Annotated in this window: 19 protein-coding genes; 17 read left to right on the forward strand and 2 right to left on the reverse strand. The window is 64.4% G+C overall.

The window, feature by feature from the left end; all coding sequences use genetic code 11:
- Positions 1-155: 155 nt before the first annotated feature.
- The 6 genes from ACMGGN_RS11145 (at position 156) to ACMGGN_RS11170 (ending at position 4710) form a co-directional block, all read left to right on the forward strand.
- Entirely contained in the window at positions 156-434 is a 279-nt protein-coding gene (locus tag ACMGGN_RS11145) for a DUF2282 domain-containing protein (RefSeq protein WP_039602319.1), read from the forward strand.
- 16 nt (positions 435-450) lie between these two features.
- Positions 451-1284, forward strand: coding sequence for a DUF692 domain-containing protein (locus tag ACMGGN_RS11150; RefSeq protein WP_414156769.1), 834 nt, complete (start codon positions 451-453; stop codon positions 1282-1284).
- Complete coding sequence (locus ACMGGN_RS11155; protein ID WP_414156770.1) at positions 1281-2036, forward strand: DNA-binding domain-containing protein; 756 nt, start codon at positions 1281-1283, stop codon at positions 2034-2036. The genes ACMGGN_RS11150 and ACMGGN_RS11155 overlap by 4 nt, the downstream gene beginning before the upstream one ends.
- Positions 2037-2046: 10 nt before the next feature.
- Positions 2047-2514 carry a DoxX family protein gene (locus ACMGGN_RS11160; RefSeq protein WP_119688797.1) on the forward strand — a complete coding sequence of 156 codons (468 nt, stop codon included), beginning with the start codon at positions 2047-2049 and terminating at the stop codon, positions 2512-2514.
- Between the two features lie 138 nt (positions 2515-2652).
- Entirely contained in the window at positions 2653-3993 is a 1341-nt protein-coding gene (locus tag ACMGGN_RS11165; RefSeq protein WP_281868750.1) for an MATE family efflux transporter, read from the forward strand.
- A gap of 72 nt (positions 3994-4065) precedes the next feature.
- A complete protein-coding gene (locus tag ACMGGN_RS11170) occupies positions 4066-4710 on the forward strand; it encodes a TetR/AcrR family transcriptional regulator (protein ID WP_125922909.1) in 645 nt (214 codons plus the stop codon).
- A gap of 8 nt (positions 4711-4718) precedes the next feature.
- On the opposite strand, the gene ACMGGN_RS11175 is transcribed toward ACMGGN_RS11170, so the two are convergent.
- Together ACMGGN_RS11175 and ACMGGN_RS11180 are read right to left on the reverse strand one after the other, a co-directional pair.
- Positions 4719-7373, reverse strand: coding sequence for a beta-glucosidase (locus ACMGGN_RS11175; protein WP_346640221.1), 2655 nt, complete (start codon positions 7371-7373; stop codon positions 4719-4721).
- Positions 7374-7449: 76 nt separating this feature from the next.
- Positions 7450-7692, reverse strand: coding sequence for a hypothetical protein (locus ACMGGN_RS11180; protein ID WP_115275108.1), 243 nt, complete (start codon positions 7690-7692; stop codon positions 7450-7452).
- Positions 7693-8173: 481 nt separating this feature from the next.
- Here ACMGGN_RS11180 and gspE point away from each other — a divergent pair, with 481 nt between their 5' ends.
- The 11 genes from gspE to gspD are packed head-to-tail and all read left to right on the forward strand — an operon-like array spanning position 8174 to position 17985.
- Entirely contained in the window at positions 8174-9865 is a 1692-nt protein-coding gene (gspE, locus tag ACMGGN_RS11185) for a type II secretion system ATPase GspE (protein WP_115275109.1), read from the forward strand.
- A gap of 1 nt (position 9866) precedes the next feature.
- Positions 9867-11066 (forward strand): type II secretion system F family protein, encoded by a 1200-nt coding sequence (locus ACMGGN_RS11190; RefSeq protein ID WP_414156771.1) that lies wholly within the window; start codon positions 9867-9869, stop codon positions 11064-11066.
- 10 nt (positions 11067-11076) lie between these two features.
- Complete coding sequence (gspG, locus tag ACMGGN_RS11195; protein ID WP_046785525.1) at positions 11077-11499, forward strand: type II secretion system major pseudopilin GspG; 423 nt, start codon at positions 11077-11079, stop codon at positions 11497-11499.
- Positions 11500-11501: 2 nt separating this feature from the next.
- The gene (locus ACMGGN_RS11200) at positions 11502-11942 is read left to right on the forward strand and encodes a GspH/FimT family pseudopilin (RefSeq protein ID WP_046785526.1); all 441 of its coding nucleotides are present in this window, start codon (positions 11502-11504) and stop codon (positions 11940-11942) included.
- Complete coding sequence (locus tag ACMGGN_RS11205) at positions 11939-12301, forward strand: type II secretion system protein (RefSeq protein ID WP_174141441.1); 363 nt, start codon at positions 11939-11941, stop codon at positions 12299-12301. Before ACMGGN_RS11200 ends, ACMGGN_RS11205 begins: the two co-directional genes overlap by 4 nt.
- Positions 12298-12903 carry a prepilin-type N-terminal cleavage/methylation domain-containing protein gene (locus ACMGGN_RS11210; protein ID WP_174141440.1) on the forward strand — a complete coding sequence of 202 codons (606 nt, stop codon included), beginning with the start codon at positions 12298-12300 and terminating at the stop codon, positions 12901-12903. Before ACMGGN_RS11205 ends, ACMGGN_RS11210 begins: the two co-directional genes overlap by 4 nt.
- Positions 12900-13613, forward strand: coding sequence for a type II secretion system protein GspK (locus ACMGGN_RS11215; RefSeq protein ID WP_237858241.1), 714 nt, complete (start codon positions 12900-12902; stop codon positions 13611-13613). Before ACMGGN_RS11210 ends, ACMGGN_RS11215 begins: the two co-directional genes overlap by 4 nt.
- Complete coding sequence (locus tag ACMGGN_RS11220; RefSeq protein WP_237858238.1) at positions 13601-14650, forward strand: type II secretion system protein GspL; 1050 nt, start codon at positions 13601-13603, stop codon at positions 14648-14650. Before ACMGGN_RS11215 ends, ACMGGN_RS11220 begins: the two co-directional genes overlap by 13 nt.
- Positions 14634-15245, forward strand: coding sequence for a type II secretion system protein GspM (gene gspM / locus ACMGGN_RS11225; RefSeq protein WP_115275113.1), 612 nt, complete (start codon positions 14634-14636; stop codon positions 15243-15245). The genes ACMGGN_RS11220 and gspM overlap by 17 nt, the downstream gene beginning before the upstream one ends.
- Entirely contained in the window at positions 15242-15751 is a 510-nt protein-coding gene (locus tag ACMGGN_RS11230) for a general secretion pathway protein GspN (RefSeq protein WP_119688789.1), read from the forward strand. The genes gspM and ACMGGN_RS11230 overlap by 4 nt, the downstream gene beginning before the upstream one ends.
- Positions 15748-17985: a type II secretion system secretin GspD gene (gene gspD / locus ACMGGN_RS11235; protein WP_414156772.1), complete on the forward strand. Its 2238-nt coding sequence runs from the start codon at positions 15748-15750 to the stop codon at positions 17983-17985. Before ACMGGN_RS11230 ends, gspD begins: the two co-directional genes overlap by 4 nt.
- Positions 17986-18333: the final 348 nt, after the last annotated feature.

Raw genomic sequence — 18333 nt, forward strand, 5'->3', positions numbered from 1 at the left:
CCTTAGCCGCTGCTGCGCTTTTCAGCGCATGAGTCAGGTGAAATGCAGCAACCTGAAAATATTTTCGCGGGCCTGTAACCGCAGCAGCGGCCACCGCGAACTAGTCCATGAGCCTTCGGTACATCACCACGGCCCCATTCTCTGGAGACACCCCCATGAATACCCTCGCCCTTACCACTGCCGCCCTGGCCCTTGCTTCCATGGCCAGCGTCGCCACCGCCGCCGATACCACCAGCAACGGTGCAGCCATGGAAAAATGCTACGGCGTCGCCATGGCCGGCAAGAACGACTGCAAAGCCGGTGCCGGCACCAGCTGCGCAGGCAGCTCCAAAAAAGACTACGACGGCATGGCCTGGAAAAACGTCCCGGCCGGCACCTGCACCTCGATCAAGACGCCCAATGGCATGGGTTCACTGACCCCGATCAAGTCTTGAGCAGAGGCCGCCGACCATGAACCGAACTGCCCCTCTGGGCGCCGGGCTCGGGCTCAAGGCTGAACACTTTGCCCAGGCCTTGGCCTGCGATGCAGAAGGCCTGTGGTATGAGGTGCATCCAGAGAACTACATGGTCGGCGGGCCGCGCCTGGCGTGGCTGCAGCGCATGGCCGAACGCCATGCGCTGTCGCTGCACGGCGTTGCGCTGTCACTGGCAGCGGACGCCGAACCGGACATCACCCACCTGCGCCGGTTGCGCGTGCTGATCGACCAGGTAAACCCGGTGCTGGTGTCGGAGCACCTGGCTTGGTCCACCTGGCGTGACCAGTATCACCCCGACCTGCTGCCGTTCCCCCGCAGCCACGAAGCCTTGGCACGCATCAGTGACAATATCCTGCGCACCCAGGATGCCCTGGGGCGCTGCATCGCCATCGAAAACCCCAGCCACTACCTGCAGCTGCAAGGGCACGACCTGGACGAAATCGAGTTCCTCGGCGAGCTGGTGCGCCGCACCGGCTGCACGCTGTTGCTGGACATCAACAATGTTCATGTCAGCGCCCACAACCTGGGTTTCAACGCCCAGGGCTACCTCGACCGCTTCCCGGCCCATGCCATCAGCGAAGTGCACCTGGCCGGCCACAGCCACGACGACCAAGGCGCACTGCTCATCGACTCGCACGATACAGCCATTGCCGAACCGGTCTGGGCCTTGTACCGCCGGCTGATCGCGCGCATCGGCGCGCGCCCGACACTGATCGAACGCGACGGCAACCTCCCCGCCTTCGATGAACTGCTTGCCGAACGGGCGATTGCCCAGTCGACCCTCGACCACGCAGGAGCCTTGCCATGAACCTGCCACTTGGCCAGTTCCAGGATGCCTTCATCGACGCACTCTACCTGCGCCCTGCTCCGCTGCTGCACAACCTGACACGCCAGCCGGCGTTCGCGGTCTACCGCAATACCGTGATGGCCGGCTGCGTGGACGCACTGCGCGCCAACTTCCCCAGTGTCGAAACTCTGGTCGGCGCCGGCTGGATGCAGCAAGCCGCTGCCGCCTACGCACAACACACCCCACCTGACGACGCACGGCTGATCCGCTACGGTGCGACGTTCGCGGCGTTTCTGCAAGACAGCCAGGCCAGCCACGGCCTGCCCTACCTGGCCGATGTCGCACGCCTGGACTGGTATTGGTGCGAAGTGTTCGCCGCCGCCGAGCAACCTTGCCTGGCCCTGTCCGACCTGGCAGGCATGACGGCCAGTGACCTGGGTCGCAGCCACCTGCGGCCGCGCCAGAACGTGCGCTGGCAGTGGTTCGCCGCTAACCCGGCCCTTAGCCTGTGGCGCTGCAGCCGCGAAGGCCTGCCATGGCCACAGTCGCAACCCTGGGTGGCAGAAGGCGCACTGTTGAGCGCCGACCAGGACGGCGTGAACCATCAGCCACTCGAGGCCGGTGGCTGCACGTTCCTGGATGCCTGCGCAGCCGGTCACACACTGGAAGGCGCCTCGCAACTTGCCCTGCAACGCCAGCCTGGCCTCGACTTCACCAGCCTGCTCGGTCGCCTGATGCAGGCCCGGGTCTTTCTCCCGCTTTCATTCGATTGAAGGAACGGCCATGGACACCCTGCGCCCCCCAGCTCCACCCATTGGCCTGCGCCAACGCTGGAACGGCCTTGCCGACTGCCTGCAACGGCTGCTCAACGACAGTGCGTTGTGCCTGGTCGCGCGGCTGGGCATCGCCTCGATATTCTTCCTGTCAGGCCGCACCAAGGTCGAGGGTCTGCTGAGCATCACGCCCAGTACCTACGAGCTGTTCCAGAGCGAGTATGCCTTGCCGCTGCTTTCGCCCTGGCTCGCAGCCCACCTGGCAACCTACGCCGAGCACCTGTTCCCACTGCTACTGGTGCTGGGCCTGTTCACCCGGCTTTCAGCGCTTGCCCTGCTCGGCATGACAGCGGTCATCCAGATATTCGTCTACCCGGACGCCTGGCCTACCCACCTGTCGTGGGCTGGCCTGCTGCTGTTGCTGATAGGCCGGGGTGCCGGCGCTCTGTCACTGGACCGGTTGCTACGGCTGCATTGAGCCCAACCGGCCAGCTACCACTTGGCAGTTGCAGCGTGTCGGCTGAAGAACACTCACGCGGCTTTTCCATTAAACTCTTCGCAGCCCACGTTGTCTTGGTACCGCACTGTTGCACCCACCCTAGCGGTCCCCCCCAAGATGAAGCACCCCGCCACATTCACCCAAGGTTCATTGACCCACCACGTACGGGTAATGGCGTTTACCAGTGCGCTGAGCCTGCTGGCGATTTTCCTGACCGACATTCTCACGCTCACGTATGTCGCCCTGCTGCATGACGAAGTACTCATTGCTGCGGTAGGCATCGCCAAGACCCTGGCCTTTTTCAATTCAAGCCTGGTGGCAGGCATTGTCGTCGCTGCAGGCACCATGATCTCCCGCAGGGTCGGCCAGGGTTCGAGCGCCTCGGTGCCTGTGCTGACCAGCCACATGCTGATCCTCGCCGCGCTGGTCTCGGCCAGTGTGTCTGCACTGCAGTGGTACAACCTGGACTTCTTCGCCGGCCTGGTGGGGGCCGATGCGCCCGCCTCACCGCTTGCCCGGCAATTCATTGCCATGACGCTGGTGGCGTCGGTGCTGATGGCACTCACTCAGGCCACGGCCCAAGTGCTCCGGGCGCAAGGTTTGAGCGGGCGCGCGCTGGCAGTGGTGCTGGCCAGTGCCGCCTGCCTGGCCATCGTCGACCCGATACTGATCTTTGGTCTGGACCTGAAACTGTTGGGCGCCGGCCTTTCCTGCCTGGTGGCCGCCACAGCAGGCAGCCTGACGGGCCTGTACCTGGTCAGGGCCCATGTCGGCCTTGCCACGCGCATACGCCTACGCCTGCTGCGGCTGTATGGCGCACGCATCATGCGCATTGCCTTGCCTTACACCCTCGCTAATCTGGCGATGCCCGTTGCCCTGACCTACACCATGGCGCAACTGGCGCTGTTCGGGGTCTCGGTCATGGCCGGCATGGCGGTGATGGACAGAGTGCTGCAGATTACCTACTGCCTGTACTTCGCCTTGCCGGGCGCGCTGGTGCCGATCCTGGCACAGAACCTGGGCGCGCACCGGCATGCGCGTTCACAGGCAGCCTTGCACAGCGCCGCCAGGCTGGTGGTGGTGTACGGCCTGGTCGCCTGGGCAGTGCTGGCAAGCGCCGCGCCGTGGCTTGGCCATGCCTTCGCGCTGTCAGGCCCGGGGCAGGCGCTGATCGAGGACCTGTGCCGGTACGGGCCGGGGCTGTGGGTCATCATGGGCCTGGACTTCATCGCCATTTCGCTGTTCATCTGCCGTGGCCAGGCAGGGTGGGTGGCCTTCTACGCCTGGCTTCGCGCCACCTTGGGCACCCTGCCCTTCGTCACCGCAGGCGCAGCGCTGCAGGGTGCCAGCGGCGTCATGCTCGGGCTGTGGGTCGGCAATGCCCTGGTCGCACTGGCCAGCGTCGCCACGGCCATCCTGATCAACCGCCCAGGCGCATACCGGGCGCACGAACCCTAGAACTTTTGCCATAATCGCCCTCGCCGCTTCAGCGGAACCGGCACACCACCCACCACAGCTTGAAGTTGGTTTATGTCAGGTCAGGATCACGAAAGCGAAGCGTCCAGCACACCGGTCACCAAACGCCGCCGCGCCCCTAAGGGCGAGATGCGCCGCGCCGCCCTGCTGGATGCGGCCACCGCCGTGTTCGCCAAAGACGGTTATGCGGCGGCCTCCATGCGCGATGTGGCCGAAATCGCCGGCATCACCACGGTCGGGCTGTTGCACCACTTCCCCAACAAGGTGTCGTTGCTGCAGGCCTTGCTCGATCGGCGCGATCGGCGAGTGACGGAGAAGTTTGCCGAGCTGGAGATGGCGCCGACGCTTGCGAACTTCCTGGCCTTCGTGCGCATGAGTATGAATTTCAGCGTGCAGAACCTGCTTGAATGCCAGGCTTCGATGATGATCAGCGTCGAAAGCCTGTCCGAGCAGCACCCGGCCTGGCCCTGGTACAAGGAGAAATTCGCGCTGACCCACGCCCACGCCCAGGCGCACCTGGCGGCGCTGGTCGAGCATGGCGAAGTGCGCAAGGACATTGATGCGAAGGCGTTGGCGACCGAGATCTTCGCCGTGATGGATGGCCTGCAGATCCAGTGGCTGCGCGCCCCGGACCAGGTCGACGTCGAAGCGGTCTTCGACGCCTACCTGCTACGCCTTGCCTCTTGCATCAAGGCCTAGTGCGACGGTCAGTAAGCCTGGCTGTCGCTGACCTGCACCGCCGCTTGCAGCGGTGCCGGTAGTGGGTTGCTGTCACGCGTGGTCAAGTGTTGCGGCATGAGCGTGACCAGCGTGCGCTGCAGCGTGAGGTTTTCCGAGTCCGGGCCGACCCACACCTTGAACTTGCCGGCATCGACGTCCCAACTGTCGGTGTTCTGCACGAAGTACGCCAGCGAGCGCGAGTCGATCGGCAAGCTCACGGTCTTGCTCTGGCCCGGCTCCAGGTACACCTTGGTAAAGCCCTTGAGCTCCTTCTTCGGGCGGTCGACTTGCGGGTCGATCGGCTGAATGTACAGCTGCGCGACCTCAAAGCCCGCCTTGTCACCCGTGTTGGTCAGGGTGAACGTGGCGTTCACGGTGTTGCCTGGGGTCATCACATTGGTCGAGAGCTTCAAGTCCGAATAGCCGAACGTGGTGTACGACAAGCCGAAGCCGAACGGGTACAGCGGTTTGGCGTGCTTCTTGTCATAGCCGCGGTACCCCATGTAAAGCCCCTCGCTGTAGTCGATCTCGGTCAGCGGGTTGTCGCCACGGTAGGCGGCCGGGTCCGGGTAGGACGCGTAACTTGGGTTGTCTTCGATCTTCTTGTCGATGGTCACCGGCAGCTTGCCCGACGGGTTCACCTTGCCATACAGGATTTCAGCCAGTGCCTGGCCACCCTGTTGCCCCGGGAACCAGGCATGCAACGCTGCGCCAACCTTCTTGGCCCACGGCTGCATGTCGGCCACGCCGCCGCCATGGGTGACGACGATGGTGTTCGGGTTGGCCTTGGTGACGAATTTGATCAACTCGGCCTGCTGGTCCGGCAGCGCGTAGTCGTGGTCGGAGCCTTCACCCTCGTTCTCGTAGTTGGTGCCTGCGGCGATCACCACGGCGTCGTAGCTGGCGATATCCTTCGGCGGTCGCAGGGACGCCCAGCTCATCTGAACGCCTGCCAGGCCGCCCAGTGCCGGCGTGAAGTTGCCTTGCACACGGCGGTACTCAAGCTTGACGTTGTAGGACTTGCCCGCCACCAGGGCAGCGCTCTTGCCCGAGGTGGTCAGCGCGTTGACCACATCAGAGGAGTACGGCACGCCGTCGCTCTGCACCACCAGCTTGCCATCGACCCAAAGCTTGTAAGGGCCGTCGGCGCGCACCTTGAACACATGCGCACCCGAGACGGTCGGCTTGATCGTCGCACTGAAGCGTGCGGAGAACGCCCCCGCCGTCGGGCTGAAGCCGGACACGGCAGTGGTGCCGGTGCTGGTTTCATTGGTGCTGGTGGTCCAGTTGAGGTTCACGCCCGGCTCGATGCGGGTCAGTACCGGGTTGCCGCTGAGGCTGGTGTTGCTGAAGTATTCGGCCTTCACCCCGGCATTGCTGACGCCGCTGCCGGACGAGGTCGGCTGGTACCAGACTGCCGCCTTGGGGTTCAGGCTCAACGCCGACAGGTAAGTGACATTGGCGCTGTTCGACGCCAGTTGCTGCAGCCCGCTGAGTTCGGTCACGTAGCTGTTGGGTGGCGAGTTGGCGGTACCGAACGGCGAGGCAGGCGCCTGGTTGGCCCAGTCGCCGATCACTGCGATTCTGGCGGTACGCGCCAGCGGCAGCAGCGGCTTGCCAGCAGCGGTATCGGCGTTGCGCAGCAGCACGATGCCTTCACGTGCAGCGTTCAGCGAGGCGCGCTGGCCATACTCGGTGTGCTCCAGCGTCTTTGCCGTGTTGAGGTTTTCCTGGAAGTCGTAGCTGACCACGGCGCGCAGGTTGCGCTTGACCTTGTCGTCGATGACGTTCTGGGTCAGCTGGCCGCTCCACAGGTACGGCAGCAGGTTGGCCTCGGTGAACTGCAGGCCCGAAGGCATGTCCAGGTCGGTGCCGGCCCATGCGCCCTTGAACGGGTCGTGAATGGCATTGAAGTCACTGATAACGGTGCCCTGATAACCCCACTCGCCTTTGAGCACCTCGGTGATCAGGTGGTGGTTTTCGCAGGCGTAGTCGCCGTTGACCTTGTTGAACCCGCACATGATCGACGCCACGTTGGCGTTCTTGACCATCGACTCGAAGCCGGGCAAGTACAGCTCACGCAGCGTGCGCTCATCGGCCACGACATTGACCGCCTGGCGATTGGCCTCCTGCTCGTTGGCCAGGTAGTGCTTGCCACTGGCCTGGATCCCTTGGGCCTGGATGCCGTTGACGATGGCCGGCGCCAGCACCGCGCCAAGGAACGGATCCTCGCCACTGACGTATTCGGCCGAACGCCCGTTGTAGGGCGTGCGGTACAGGTTCACCCCGGGCGAGAGCATCTGCTGGCCGCCGGAAATACGCGTTTCATAGGCAATGGCCAGGCCGAACTCTTTGGCCCGGTTGATGCTCCAGGTGGCGGCCAGGGCCGACTGCGAAGGGTACTGTGCGCCAAAGGTGGCGTTATTCACGTGCACGCCCATGGACGAGTCGTACGCCACCGTGCCCTGGATCCCCCACTTGAGCAGCGACGGGATCATGTGGCCGTCGTTGACCCGGGTGAAGTTGATCTTCTCGGCCTGGTTCATGTTGTCCAGGATGGAGCTGACCCGGGCCTCCACCTCGTTGCCGGTGGCCGGCCCGGCCGCCAAAGCGCCCGAGGCCTGCATGACGCCGAGCGCCATCAGGCTCACGGCCTGTTTGAAATGTTTCACGGGTTGAATCCTCAAGAACAGAATGGGAGCAGGCAAACCTGCGGCCTTACGGCTGGCTGACCAGCGCCGGCGCATCAGCGGTGTCTACCGGCGCGTCGACAAAGGCATTGGCATCAGTGGCGCCCTTTGCAACATCGCTGACACCGGACAGTTGCTCGCGCTGGCTGTCCAGTTGTTCACGGGCTTCATAAGCCGCTGTACCAGAAGTGGCGCCGTTTGTATCTGCGAAGGCATTTGGCACAGTGGCCAGCAGTGCCGAACAGGCGAACGGCAGCAGTAGTCTATTCATCGAATAGTTCTCAAAAAAGAATGCAGGGATTAGCGGGCCGCAAACAGCGCCCGGCCGGCGCGTAAGTCTGGGCAGTTAAGTGAAAAGTTCAAGCGCTCATGAAGTGCACAGTGGGCAACGCATCAAAAAACCAAAAAAACCACGCCAAATAACATCGAAATATAAAGAATAGAATTACATTAAACACATGCTAAGAGCACAAATGTATTCGTAGATTCCAATATTTATTGTTATCGTGGTTTTTTCATGCTTTTTTTGAGAATTTACAGCAAGAATCAACCTTCTATTAAACCTAGTTGCAATTAGGTTTAGCGGGGTGATATGCTTCCGAGACCGTTGAAAACAGCCAGCTAATTCATACTGAACAAACCAAAAATATAGGCTGTTGCAACGGTTAAAATTCCAAAGTATTCTCCGGGCCACCTCAGGCCTGACAAGTAGTAAAGTGCCGCTATATAGCCAGCACTTGCACTAAGCCATCATGATGAAATCAACTATCCCCTCTGCTGACGATATATGTGAGTGGCTGCTCAATGCTGGCGCATTGCAACCGGCTGATATGAATCGTGCCGCACGCCTGGGCGTGGCGCAGGCAATGGGCGAACATGAAAAACTGCGCACCTTGCTGCGCCTGGGTGCAGTAAGAGAGCAGCAAATGGCCGCGGCCTACGCCGAGTTGCTGGGCGTGCCCAGGCTGGACAGGCAGCGTGTCGACTCACCGCCTGTGGCCACTGAACGCTTTGCCCGCCACTACGGCGTGGTCACCCTCAGCGAAAGCAGCAGCCACTTGCAGGTCGCCGCCGCCGTGCCGCTTTCGGCCTACGCGCTGAACGCACTCGGTTACCAGGCGGCAAAACAGGTAGAGCTGGTGGTAGGGACCAGCGACGAGATCACCGCCCTGATCGAACAGGCCTACGGCGAAGGCCGCTCGGCCATGGGCGCGCTGATCCAGACCCTGGACGACGACAGCATCGACGAAGGCGACATCGAACAGCTCAAGGACATGGCCTCCGAGGCGCCAGTGATCCGCCTGGTCAACCTGATGCTGCAACACGCCGTCGACCGTCGCGCTTCGGATATCCACGTAGAACCTTTCGAAACCCAGCTGAAAGTGCGCTACCGGGTCGACGGTGTACTGGTCGAAGGCGAAGCACCACCGGCCGGCTACGCCGCGGCGGTCATCTCGCGGCTGAAGATCATGGCCCGGCTGGACATCGCCGAGCGCCGCCTGCCGCAGGATGGGCGGATCATGCTGCGCATTCAGGGCCGCGAACTGGACTTGCGGGTCTCGACCGTGCCGACCAGTTTCGGCGAGTCGGTGGTGATGCGCCTGCTGGACCGGCAAACCGTGAGTTTCGACTTCGCCAGCCTGGGCATCCGTGGCCCCACCCTGCACAGCATCGAGCATCTGCTGGCGCGCCCCCATGGCATCTTCCTGGTCACAGGGCCCACCGGTTCGGGCAAGACCACCACCCTTTACACCGCGTTGTCGGGCCTGAACACCGCCGAGCGCAAGATCATCACCGTGGAAGACCCGGTCGAATACCAGCTCACCGGCATCAACCAGATCCAGGTCAAGCCTGCCATCGGCCTGGGGTTTGCCACGGCATTGCGCTCGATCGTGCGCCAGGACCCGGACGTGATCATGATCGGTGAAATGCGCGACCTGGAAACCTGCCGCATCGCCATCCAGTCATCGCTGACCGGGCACCTGGTACTGTCGACCCTGCACACCAACAGCGCCGCCGCCAGCATCACCCGCCTACTGGACATGGGCGTCGAAGGCTACCTGCTCGCCTCCACCCTGCAGGGCATCCTTGCCCAGCGCCTGGTGCGCCGCCTCGACCCGGCCACCCGTATCGCCTTCCAGGCACCGGCCGAACTGGTCGAACGCCACCAACTGGCCCGCTATACGCAACAGCGTCCGATCATGCTGTACCGCCCAGACGAGCAGGCGCCGGGCGGCGGTTACCATGGGCGCAGCGCGATCACCGAACTGCTGGTCATGGACGAAGACCTGCGCGGCATGCTCATGCGCCAGACCGATGCCGCCACACTGGAGGCCCACGCCCGTCGCAACGGGCTGGTGACCCTCTATGAGGACGGCCTGCGCCAGGCCCTGGCCGGCGTCACCTCGCTTGAAGAAGTGCTGCGCGTCACGGGTGGTGATTGAGGTGCCGACCTTTTCCTATACCGCGCTCGACAGCGAAGGCCGCAAGCAGCAAGGCGAACTGGACGCCAGTGACCGTGACCACGCCGCTCGCCAGTTGCAACGGCGCGGCCTGCTCATCCTGCAGCTCAGGCAGGGCAGCCGCCTGCTGCGTTCGGGCAAGGCGCGCAGCGTGTTCCAGCCGGTGGAACTGATCACCATCACCCAGCAGCTCACTACCCTGCTCAGCGCCGGGCAACCCCTGGACCGGGCGCTGCGCACCGTACTGAAGAACGTGCGCAGGCCCGCCGCCCAGGCCGTGCTGGAGCGGGTGCGCGAGCAGGTCAAAGCCGGCTTGCCGCTGTCCCAGGCGCTTGAAGAACACCCCGGCAGTTTCTCACCGTTCTACACCAGCCTGGTGCGGGCCGGCGAGGCCGGCGGTGTACTCGAAGTGACCCTGGCCCAGCTTGCCGGCTACCTGGAACAAAGCCACAAACTGCGTGGCGAAGTGATCAACGCGCTGATCTACCCGGCTTTCCTGGTGATCGGTGTGGTCGGCTCGCTGGCGCTGCTGCTGGCCTATGTGGTGCCGCAATTCGTACCGATCTTCCAGGACCTGGGCGTGCCCATCCCGCTGGTGACCCGCGCCGTGCTGGCCATGGGCGAATTCGTCAATGCCTGGGGGCTGACCTGCCTGCTGACGCTGCTCGGCGCCGGATGGCTTGGCCTGGCCGCACGGCGTGACCCGCGCAGGCGCATCGCCCAGGACCTGCGCCTGTGGCGCAACCGCCTGTTCGGCCCGCTGCTGCAGCGCCTGGAAACCGCACGCCTGGCGCGCACCTTGGGCACCTTGTTGAGCAACAGCGTCACCCTGCTCGGTTCACTGGCGATCGGCCGCGAAGTCAGTGCCAACCATGCACTGCGCGAGCATGTGGAGCGCACCACCGACCAGGTCAGGCAAGGCAGCAGCCTGAGCCTTGCGCTATCGGCAGAGGCCCTGCTGCCGGAGCTTGCCTTGCAGATGATCGAAGTCGGTGAGCAGTCGGGCACCCTCGGCGCGATGCTGCTCAAAGTCGCTGATGTCTATGACCTTGAAGCCAAACGCACCATCGACCGCCTGCTCGCGGCGCTGGTGCCCACCCTGACCATCGTCATGGCGGTGATGGTGGCGGCAATCATGCTCGCCATCATGCTGCCGCTGATGAGCCTTACCAGCAATATCTAGGAAACCGCCCATGCCCTCCAAGCAACGCTTCAACGCCCGCCAAGCGGGCTTCACCCTGCTCGAAATGCTTGCCGTGATCGTGCTGCTGGGCATTGTCGCGACCATCGTGGTGCGCCAGGTCGGCGGTAATGTCGACAAGGGCAAGTACGGTGCCGGCAAGGCGCAGTTGGCCAGCCTGAGCATGAAGGTCGAAAGCTATGCCCTGGATGTCGGGGCGCCGCCGGCAACCCTTGAACAACTGCTCAAAAAGCCGGCCAACGCCAGCCGCTGGGCCGGGCCGTATGCCAAGCCCTCGGACCTGGTCGACCCCTTTGGCCATGGTTTCGCTTACCACTTCCCCGGTAGCCACGCCAGCTTCGACCTGATCTTCCTCGGCCAGGATGGCGCGGTCGGTGGCGAAGGCTACAAGGCCGACGTGGGCAACTGGGAATAACCATGGCAGCCCGCCCGCCCCGCGAACGCGGTTTTACCCTGTTCGAACTGCTGATCGTCATCGTCCTGGTCGGCGTTGCCACGTCGATCCTGGCCGTTGGCATTGGCCGGGGCATGCTGGTGGCCCATGAGCGCAGTGCATTGGCAAACATGGTGTCGGCGCTGCGTAGCGCCCGTGTGCAAGCCATCGCCAGCGGGCAACCGGTGCGCGCGAGCTTCGATCTGCAGCGCAGGCAGGTGCAGGCACCCGGGCGCACGCCCCAGGGCTGGCCCGAAGACTTCACCGTGCGCCTGCAGACGGCCCGCGGCCTGGGGGCGGGCTTTGAGTTCTACCCCGATGGCGCGGCCAGCGGCGGCAACATCCTGATCAGCCGCGGCCAGGCGCGTTGGCGCATCGACGTCAGCTGGCTCACCGGCAGTGTGCAAGTGCGGGAGTTGCCATGAACCGTCAGCGCGGTTTCACCCTGCTGGAGATGCTGGCAGCAATTGCCCTGCTGGTGGTGGCCTCGAGCATCCTGCTGGGCGCATTCGCCCAGAGCAGCCGCTCACTGGCGCAGGTAGAGCGCAGTGACCGCCACAATGCGGCGGCGCGTTCGCTGCTGGACGACTTCGACTTGGGCCCGCTTGCCGTAGGCCAGCAACGGGGTAGCTGGCAGGGCATCGACTGGGTGCTGGACGTCACCCTGGAACAGGCAGTGCCCACACGCCTCGAACTGTACCGGCTGGACCTGACCCTGATCGACAGCGGGCACACCTGGCGCTACAGCACCCTGCGCGCACGCGCGCCAGGCAGTGGAACATGAAGCGCCAGGCAGGCTTTACCCTGCTGGAGATCCTGGTGGTCATCAGCCTGCTGGGGTTGCTGCTGGGCCTGGTCGGTAGCGCCCTGGTGGCGGCCCACCGCTCAGTGGCAAAGGCCGAGCGCTACAGCGCCCGGCTCGATGAACTGCGTGCAACCCAGCGGTTCCTGCGCCAGGCACTGGGCCAGGTGTTGCCATTGACCGCAGCGACCGGCCAGGGCGCCCACACCGCAACATTCGATGGGCAAAACGACACGGTAGTGTTTTTCGCCCCGCTGCCAAGCTCTGTAGGCGGGGGGATCTACCGCCAGCGTCTGCAACTGCGTCAAGGGCGCCTGGAGATCCGGTTGGCCAGGCTGCAAGGTCAACGCCTGCAGGCCTGGGGCGAACCCCAGCGCTTGCTGGAGGGGGTCAAAGGGCTGCACCTGAATTACCGCGGCTACTCCCCGCTGGGCAAAGCCACCGGCTGGATGCCCCAGTGGCCGTGGCCAGAGCGCCTGCCCCAGGCAGTGCGCGTGGCGGTGCAACTGCAAGGCACTCAGGCCTGGCCACTGCTGCAGGTCAACCTGCTGCTTGACCTGTCCGGCGACGGTGGCCGGCCATGAGCCGCCAGCGCGGCGCGGCCCTGTTGCTGGTGCTCTGGGTCGTCGGTTTGCTGAGCGTGCTGCTCGGCGGTTTGGCGGTATCGGTCCAACTGCAGCAGCGCCAGGCCCGCTGGCAAGGCAACCAGACCCAGGCCGGGCTCGCCGCCCAGGCAGGCTTCAACCTGGCCGTGGCCAACCTGCTGCGCGACGGCCAGGCGCGCTGGCTCGCCGATGGCCAAGTCCACGTGGCCCACTTTGCAGGCAGCACGCTGCACATCAGTGTGGTCAGCGAACGGGGCAAGCTGGACCTCAACGCAACACCTTCAACGAGCCTGGCAAAACTGCTGCGTGCCAGTGGCGCCACCGCCGAACGCTCGAAAATCATCACTCAGGCTTTAAGGACGAGGCGCAACCAGGTACCCCTGCGAATGCTCGAAGAATTTCGCGAACTGCCCGGCATGAGCTACGCCGTCTATGACCGTGCCCTGCCCTTCATCACCGTCTGGTCGGGCAATACCCAGCCCGACCCCAGCCTGGCATCACCCACACTGGCCAGTGTGCTGGGCCTGCCCCACTATCACGGCCCCGCGCCGGATGGCGGGCCGATCCTCACCGTCACCAGCGAGGCCACCTTGCCCGGCGGCTTTCAGTCACGCCTGAAGGCAACCTTCGTGCTGCTGCCGGCCTACGCCGGTGGCAAGCCTTACCGGGTATTGAGGTGGCAGGATTGATCCGCCTGGCAAAACACTGTGCGGCACGCTGGGGCAGCCAACAGCAGCTTTACCAGGCACGCTGGCGGGCCAGCCGTGCCCGGCACTGGCTCAGCGCATGGCGGGCCGAGCTGCTGGGCATGCTCCCGCAGGCGGTCGCCGCGCGCCTTGGCAACGGTAATACGCCGCAGGTGCTGCCATGGCCGTTGCCTGCCGACTGCCAGCACGGTCAGCCTGCCGTTCTGCTGCTGCCTGCCTCGCACGTGCTGACGCAGCACATCGAGCTGCCCGTTGCCGCCACGCGCAACCTGATGCAGGTGCTGGCCTACGAAATCGATCGCTACACGCCGTATACCGCCGACCAGGTCCATTTTGTCGCCCGCGTGGCGCAGCGCCGCGCACCACAGGCCCAGGTTGAACTGGTGGCCATCGCACGCAGTACCCTGGACACCCTGCTGGTTGCCTGTGGCGAACAGGGTGTGCACCTGGTCGGCATCGATGCACTGGACGCCCGCGGCGAACGCCTGATGATCGACTTGCTGCCGGCCGAAAGCGCCCGCACGCGGTCACGCCCAGGCCAGCTGGGCCGGTGGCTGTGGCTTGGCTGCGCAGCCTGTTGCGTAATGCTTGGCGCAGCCTGGCTGGAGCGCCGCCAAGGCGAGGTCCAGGCCATGCAGCGCGAAGTGGCGGCACAACGCGAGGCCGCCCAGCAGGTGCAGCACTTGCGCCAGGCCCTGGACACCACGCTGGGCGCCTCGACTTACCTGGCCAGCCTCAAGGCACAACGCCCCACTGTCACGGCGCTGCTGGCCGACCTCACCGCCTGCGTGGGCGACGACACCTGGATAGAGCAGCTGGAAGTGAGCGATGGCACGCAGGTGACGTTCACTGGCCAAAGCGAACGCACCAGTGCCTTGCTGGCGCAGGTAAAGACCTGCACCACGCTTGAGCACGCGCAGTTCAAAGGCATCATCCAGGCAGACAAAACCACGGGCCGCGAGCGCTTTTCCATCACCGCCCAGCTCAGCCAGGAGGTGCCGCATGCGCCCGCTCACTAGCAGAGAACGCAAGCTCTGCGCCTTGGGCGTGCTCGCGCTGTTGCTTTGGCTGGCCTGGTACCTGGTGTTCGAATGCCTGCTGCTCGCCCCCCTGCGCAGCCTGGACGCGCAAGCCCAGACGTTGCGCGAGCAGCAACGGCGCTATGCCAGCCTAATGCTTCAGCAACCTGAACTGCAGGCCCAGTTGCAGCGCAGCCGCAACGACCCCGCCCAACGCAACAGCCTGCTGCCGGGCGAAGACCCCAACGCCGTAGCCGCCGACCTGATGCAGCGTGCCGTCGATCAGGTGAAGGCGCAGGCGCACGTCGGCCCCGGCTGCGACATCACCCAGCGCATGCCCATCGCCCCCGCCGAGCAGGGCCAGGCCGAGCCTTATCGCCCGGTCAAGGTCAGCCTGACGCTGGCCTGCGCCATCGAACCGCTGGCGGCCCTGCTGCATGCACTGGAGTACGGCCAGCCCAGCCTGTTCATCGACCAGCTGAGCATACGCCGCAGTGCTGCGGCGCCAGCCAAGGGGCCTGCCGGGCGCCTGGAAGTTCACCTGCTGATACGCGGTTACCTGCACGCGCAGCCAGCAGAAGGAAGCGACTCATGATGCGTGCCGCTCATCTGGTGCTGCTGGCTGCCAATGTCAGTGCCCTCGCCGTGGTCGCCTGGATGCTTGTCGCGCCAAACCCACCGCAGTGGCTGCCGGCGCAAAAGCCGTCAGCACCCCCCACCCACCAGCCACCCGCGCCACTGGTCGAGCTTGCCCAGCCAGTGCGTGCCGCCACCTGGGCGCACCCAATCTTCAGCGTTGACCGTCAGCCCGACCCACAGCAGCAAGGCCAGCACAGCCCTGCATTGGCCAACCTGACGCTGACCGGCGTGGTACTCGACGGGCAGTCGCGCTGGGCCTACCTGCGCGAAGGCCGCAAACCAGCCAGCAAGGTTGCGCTGGGCAGCACGCTGGCAAGCGGCTGGACCCTCACCCGGCTGACCGCGCTGAGCGCAACCTTCACCCGTGCCGGGCAACAGCACACCCTGAGCATGCCACTGCTGCGCCTGCCGCCGCCGTCCAAGGCCTCCGCCATCACTCTTCCGCGTATTGAAACCCCATGACCATGCAAGCTCCTTCACGCCACCCATTCCCTACTCTGCGTGCGCCATTGCTCGGCCTGAGTGTCGCCGTCGCCCTGGCCGGTTGCGCCACCACGCAACGTGACCTGCACACCGACCCGGCGCTGCTGCAGCAAGCCTTCAACGGCGCCGACGCCCCAGCACCTGTGGTCACCAGCCTCGAGCCCGCTGCCCCGCCCGCTGCTACGGCCCCGCGCACCGCGCCTGGCCGGCAGATCATCACCGGCAACCAGCGTTTCATCCGCAAGGCCTCGGCAACGCCCCCCGCCGCGAAGGATGAGCAAGGCGATATCGTGTTCAACTTCACCGACCAGCCCATCGAGGCGGTGATCAACAGCGTCATGGGCGACCTGCTGCATGAAAACTACAGCATCAGCCAAGGTGTCAAAGGCAGCGTCAGTTTCTCCACCTCCAAGCCGGTCACCAAGCAGCAGGCACTGTCGATTCTGGAAACGCTGCTGTCGTGGACCGATAACGCCATGATCCGCCAGGGCGAGCGCTATGTGATCCTGCCGGCCGACAAGGCCGTCGCCGGCAAACTGGTGCCACAGGTGCCGGTCGCCCAGCCTGCCACGGGCCTCGCCGCCCGGCTCTACCCGCTGCGCTACATCGGTGCCAGCGAGATGCAGAAGCTGCTCAAGCCCTTCGTGCGTGAAAATGCCTTCCTGCTGGTCGACCCGGCCCGCAACGTGATCAGCCTGGCGGGCACCCCCGATGAACTGGCCAACTACCAGGACACCATCGACACCTTCGACGTCGACTGGCTCAAGGGCATGTCGATTGGCGTTTACGGCCTGCAACGCGCTTCGGTGGCCGAGCTCATGCCGCAGCTGCAGAAGCTGTTCGGGCCCGACAGCGGCATGCCACTGTCGGACATGGTCAGGTTCATGCCCAACGAACGCACCAACTCGATCGTCGCCATCTCTGCGCAACCGGAGTACTTGCAGGAAGTCGGCGACTGGATCCGCACCATCGATGAAGGCGGTGGCAACGAGCCACAGCTGTTCGTGTACGACGTACGCAACATGAAAGCAACTGACCTTGCCCGTTATCTGCGCCAGATCTATGGCTCGGGGCAGATAACCGACGACAAGGCGGCCAGCGTCGCGCCAGGGCTCAAGACCACCAGCCTGACCTCGCTCAACGGCACCGGCGGCCAGTCGGCCCAAGGCCTGGGCGGCACTGGCATGAGCACCCGGGCCAGTATCGGCCAGGCGCCATCGGAGGATGACTACGAGGACACTGAGCAAACCCAGGCCAGCAGCGCCGAGCCGGGCGACGGCTCGGCCAAGAGCCTTGAAGAGTCGGTGCGCATCACCGCGCAGAAAAGCAGCAACCAGCTGCTGGTACGCACGCGGCCAGCCCAGTGGAAAGAGATCGAATCGGCCATCAAGCGCCTGGACAGCCCGCCGCTGCAGGTGCAGATCGAAACACGCATCCTCGAAGTCAAGCTCACCGGCGATCTGGACCTGGGCGTGCAGTGGTACCTGGGCCGCCTGGCGGGCAATTCGTCCAGCACCACCGTCGCCAACGAAAGCGGCAGCCAAGGTGCACTGGGTGCCGGTGGCGTCGCGCTGGGCAGCGCCTCGATGTTCTACTCCTTCGTCAGCAGCAACCTGCAGGTGGCCCTGCGCGCGCTGGAAACACGCGGCCTGACACAGGTGCTTTCGGCCCCCTCGCTGGTGGTGCTGAACAACCAGCAGGCGCAGATCCAGGTCGGCGACAACATTCCGATCAGCCAGACCACCGTCAACACCAGCGACTCCGATGCCACCCTGAGCAGTGTCGAATACGTGCAGACCGGTGTCATTCTCGATGTCGTGCCCCGGATCAACCCCGGTGGCCTGGTGTACATGGACATTCAACAGCAAGTGAGCGACGCCGACGACAGCGCCGTCACCACCACCCAGCCCAACCCGCGCATTTCCAGCCGTGCGGTATCGACCCAAGTGGCAGTGCAAAGCGGCCAGACGGTACTGCTGGGGGGCCTGATCAAGCAGGACAACGGCCAATCCGATACCCGTGTGCCGGGCCTGTCGAGCATACCCGGGCTGGGCTGGCTGTTCGGCAGCACCTCCAAAAGCCGTGACCGTACCGAGTTGATCGTGCTGATCACGCCAAGGGTCGTGAACAACCCTGAACAGGCGCGCCAGGTCACCGCAGATTATCGCCAGCAGATGCAGGTGCTCAGGGAGCAAGCAGCGCTGAACAAGTAAAGAACAAAGCGTGCATGGCACCCTGCTCCGCCCTTGCCGGTTGCATGTGACTGCGCATCCGTGCAAGGGTAAAAAAGGAATCCCAGTTACAAACAAAGGAAGCGAAGTACCCCATGCCAGGAATCACACGTATCCATCGCTATTTGCGCTCACTGTCTGCAAACCGATCTGCAGCCAGTGGGCGTGAAGTCAAACAAGGCGCCCGAGCTGCCTCGAAGCTCGCAGACATCCTCTGCACTCCCCGCTCTGTCCCCCCTTATTTCTACGTCGCGCCGGTGCGCGGCCCTGTCGATCGCATGCCCCCTACCTGACAGCTCAAGCAGCGGTTTTTTTCGCAATGCTCGCTTG

The sequence above is a fragment of the Pseudomonas sp. BNK-30 genome, assembly GCF_047456185.1.
GTDB lineage: Bacteria > Pseudomonadota > Gammaproteobacteria > Pseudomonadales > Pseudomonadaceae > Aquipseudomonas > Aquipseudomonas putida_E.

What these genes read in the sequence shown, in the direction of transcription:
- ACMGGN_RS11200 (WP_046785526.1), top strand. Translation starts at nt 11,502, where the DNA reads ATGGCAGCCCGCCCGCCCCGCGAACGCGGTTTTACCCTGTTCGAACTG.
- ACMGGN_RS11230 (WP_119688789.1), top strand. Translation starts at nt 15,242, where the DNA reads ATGATGCGTGCCGCTCATCTGGTGCTGCTGGCTGCCAATGTCAGTGCC.
- ACMGGN_RS11215 (WP_237858241.1), top strand. Translation starts at nt 12,900, where the DNA reads ATGAGCCGCCAGCGCGGCGCGGCCCTGTTGCTGGTGCTCTGGGTCGTC.
- ACMGGN_RS11145 (WP_039602319.1), top strand. Translation starts at nt 156, where the DNA reads ATGAATACCCTCGCCCTTACCACTGCCGCCCTGGCCCTTGCTTCCATG.
- ACMGGN_RS11210 (WP_174141440.1), top strand. Translation starts at nt 12,298, where the DNA reads ATGAAGCGCCAGGCAGGCTTTACCCTGCTGGAGATCCTGGTGGTCATC.
- ACMGGN_RS11205 (WP_174141441.1), top strand. Translation starts at nt 11,939, where the DNA reads ATGAACCGTCAGCGCGGTTTCACCCTGCTGGAGATGCTGGCAGCAATT.
- ACMGGN_RS11170 (WP_125922909.1), top strand. Translation starts at nt 4,066, where the DNA reads ATGTCAGGTCAGGATCACGAAAGCGAAGCGTCCAGCACACCGGTCACC.
- ACMGGN_RS11160 (WP_119688797.1), top strand. Translation starts at nt 2,047, where the DNA reads ATGGACACCCTGCGCCCCCCAGCTCCACCCATTGGCCTGCGCCAACGC.
- ACMGGN_RS11180 (WP_115275108.1), bottom strand. Translation starts at nt 7,692, where the DNA reads ATGAATAGACTACTGCTGCCGTTCGCCTGTTCGGCACTGCTGGCCACT.
- ACMGGN_RS11150 (WP_414156769.1), top strand. Translation starts at nt 451, where the DNA reads ATGAACCGAACTGCCCCTCTGGGCGCCGGGCTCGGGCTCAAGGCTGAA.
- gspM (WP_115275113.1), top strand. Translation starts at nt 14,634, where the DNA reads ATGCGCCCGCTCACTAGCAGAGAACGCAAGCTCTGCGCCTTGGGCGTG.
- ACMGGN_RS11165 (WP_281868750.1), top strand. Translation starts at nt 2,653, where the DNA reads ATGAAGCACCCCGCCACATTCACCCAAGGTTCATTGACCCACCACGTA.
- gspG (WP_046785525.1), top strand. Translation starts at nt 11,077, where the DNA reads ATGCCCTCCAAGCAACGCTTCAACGCCCGCCAAGCGGGCTTCACCCTG.
- gspE (WP_115275109.1), top strand. Translation starts at nt 8,174, where the DNA reads ATGATGAAATCAACTATCCCCTCTGCTGACGATATATGTGAGTGGCTG.
- ACMGGN_RS11175 (WP_346640221.1), bottom strand. Translation starts at nt 7,373, where the DNA reads ATGGCGCTCGGCGTCATGCAGGCCTCGGGCGCTTTGGCGGCCGGGCCG.
- ACMGGN_RS11155 (WP_414156770.1), top strand. Translation starts at nt 1,281, where the DNA reads ATGAACCTGCCACTTGGCCAGTTCCAGGATGCCTTCATCGACGCACTC.
- gspD (WP_414156772.1), top strand. Translation starts at nt 15,748, where the DNA reads ATGACCATGCAAGCTCCTTCACGCCACCCATTCCCTACTCTGCGTGCG.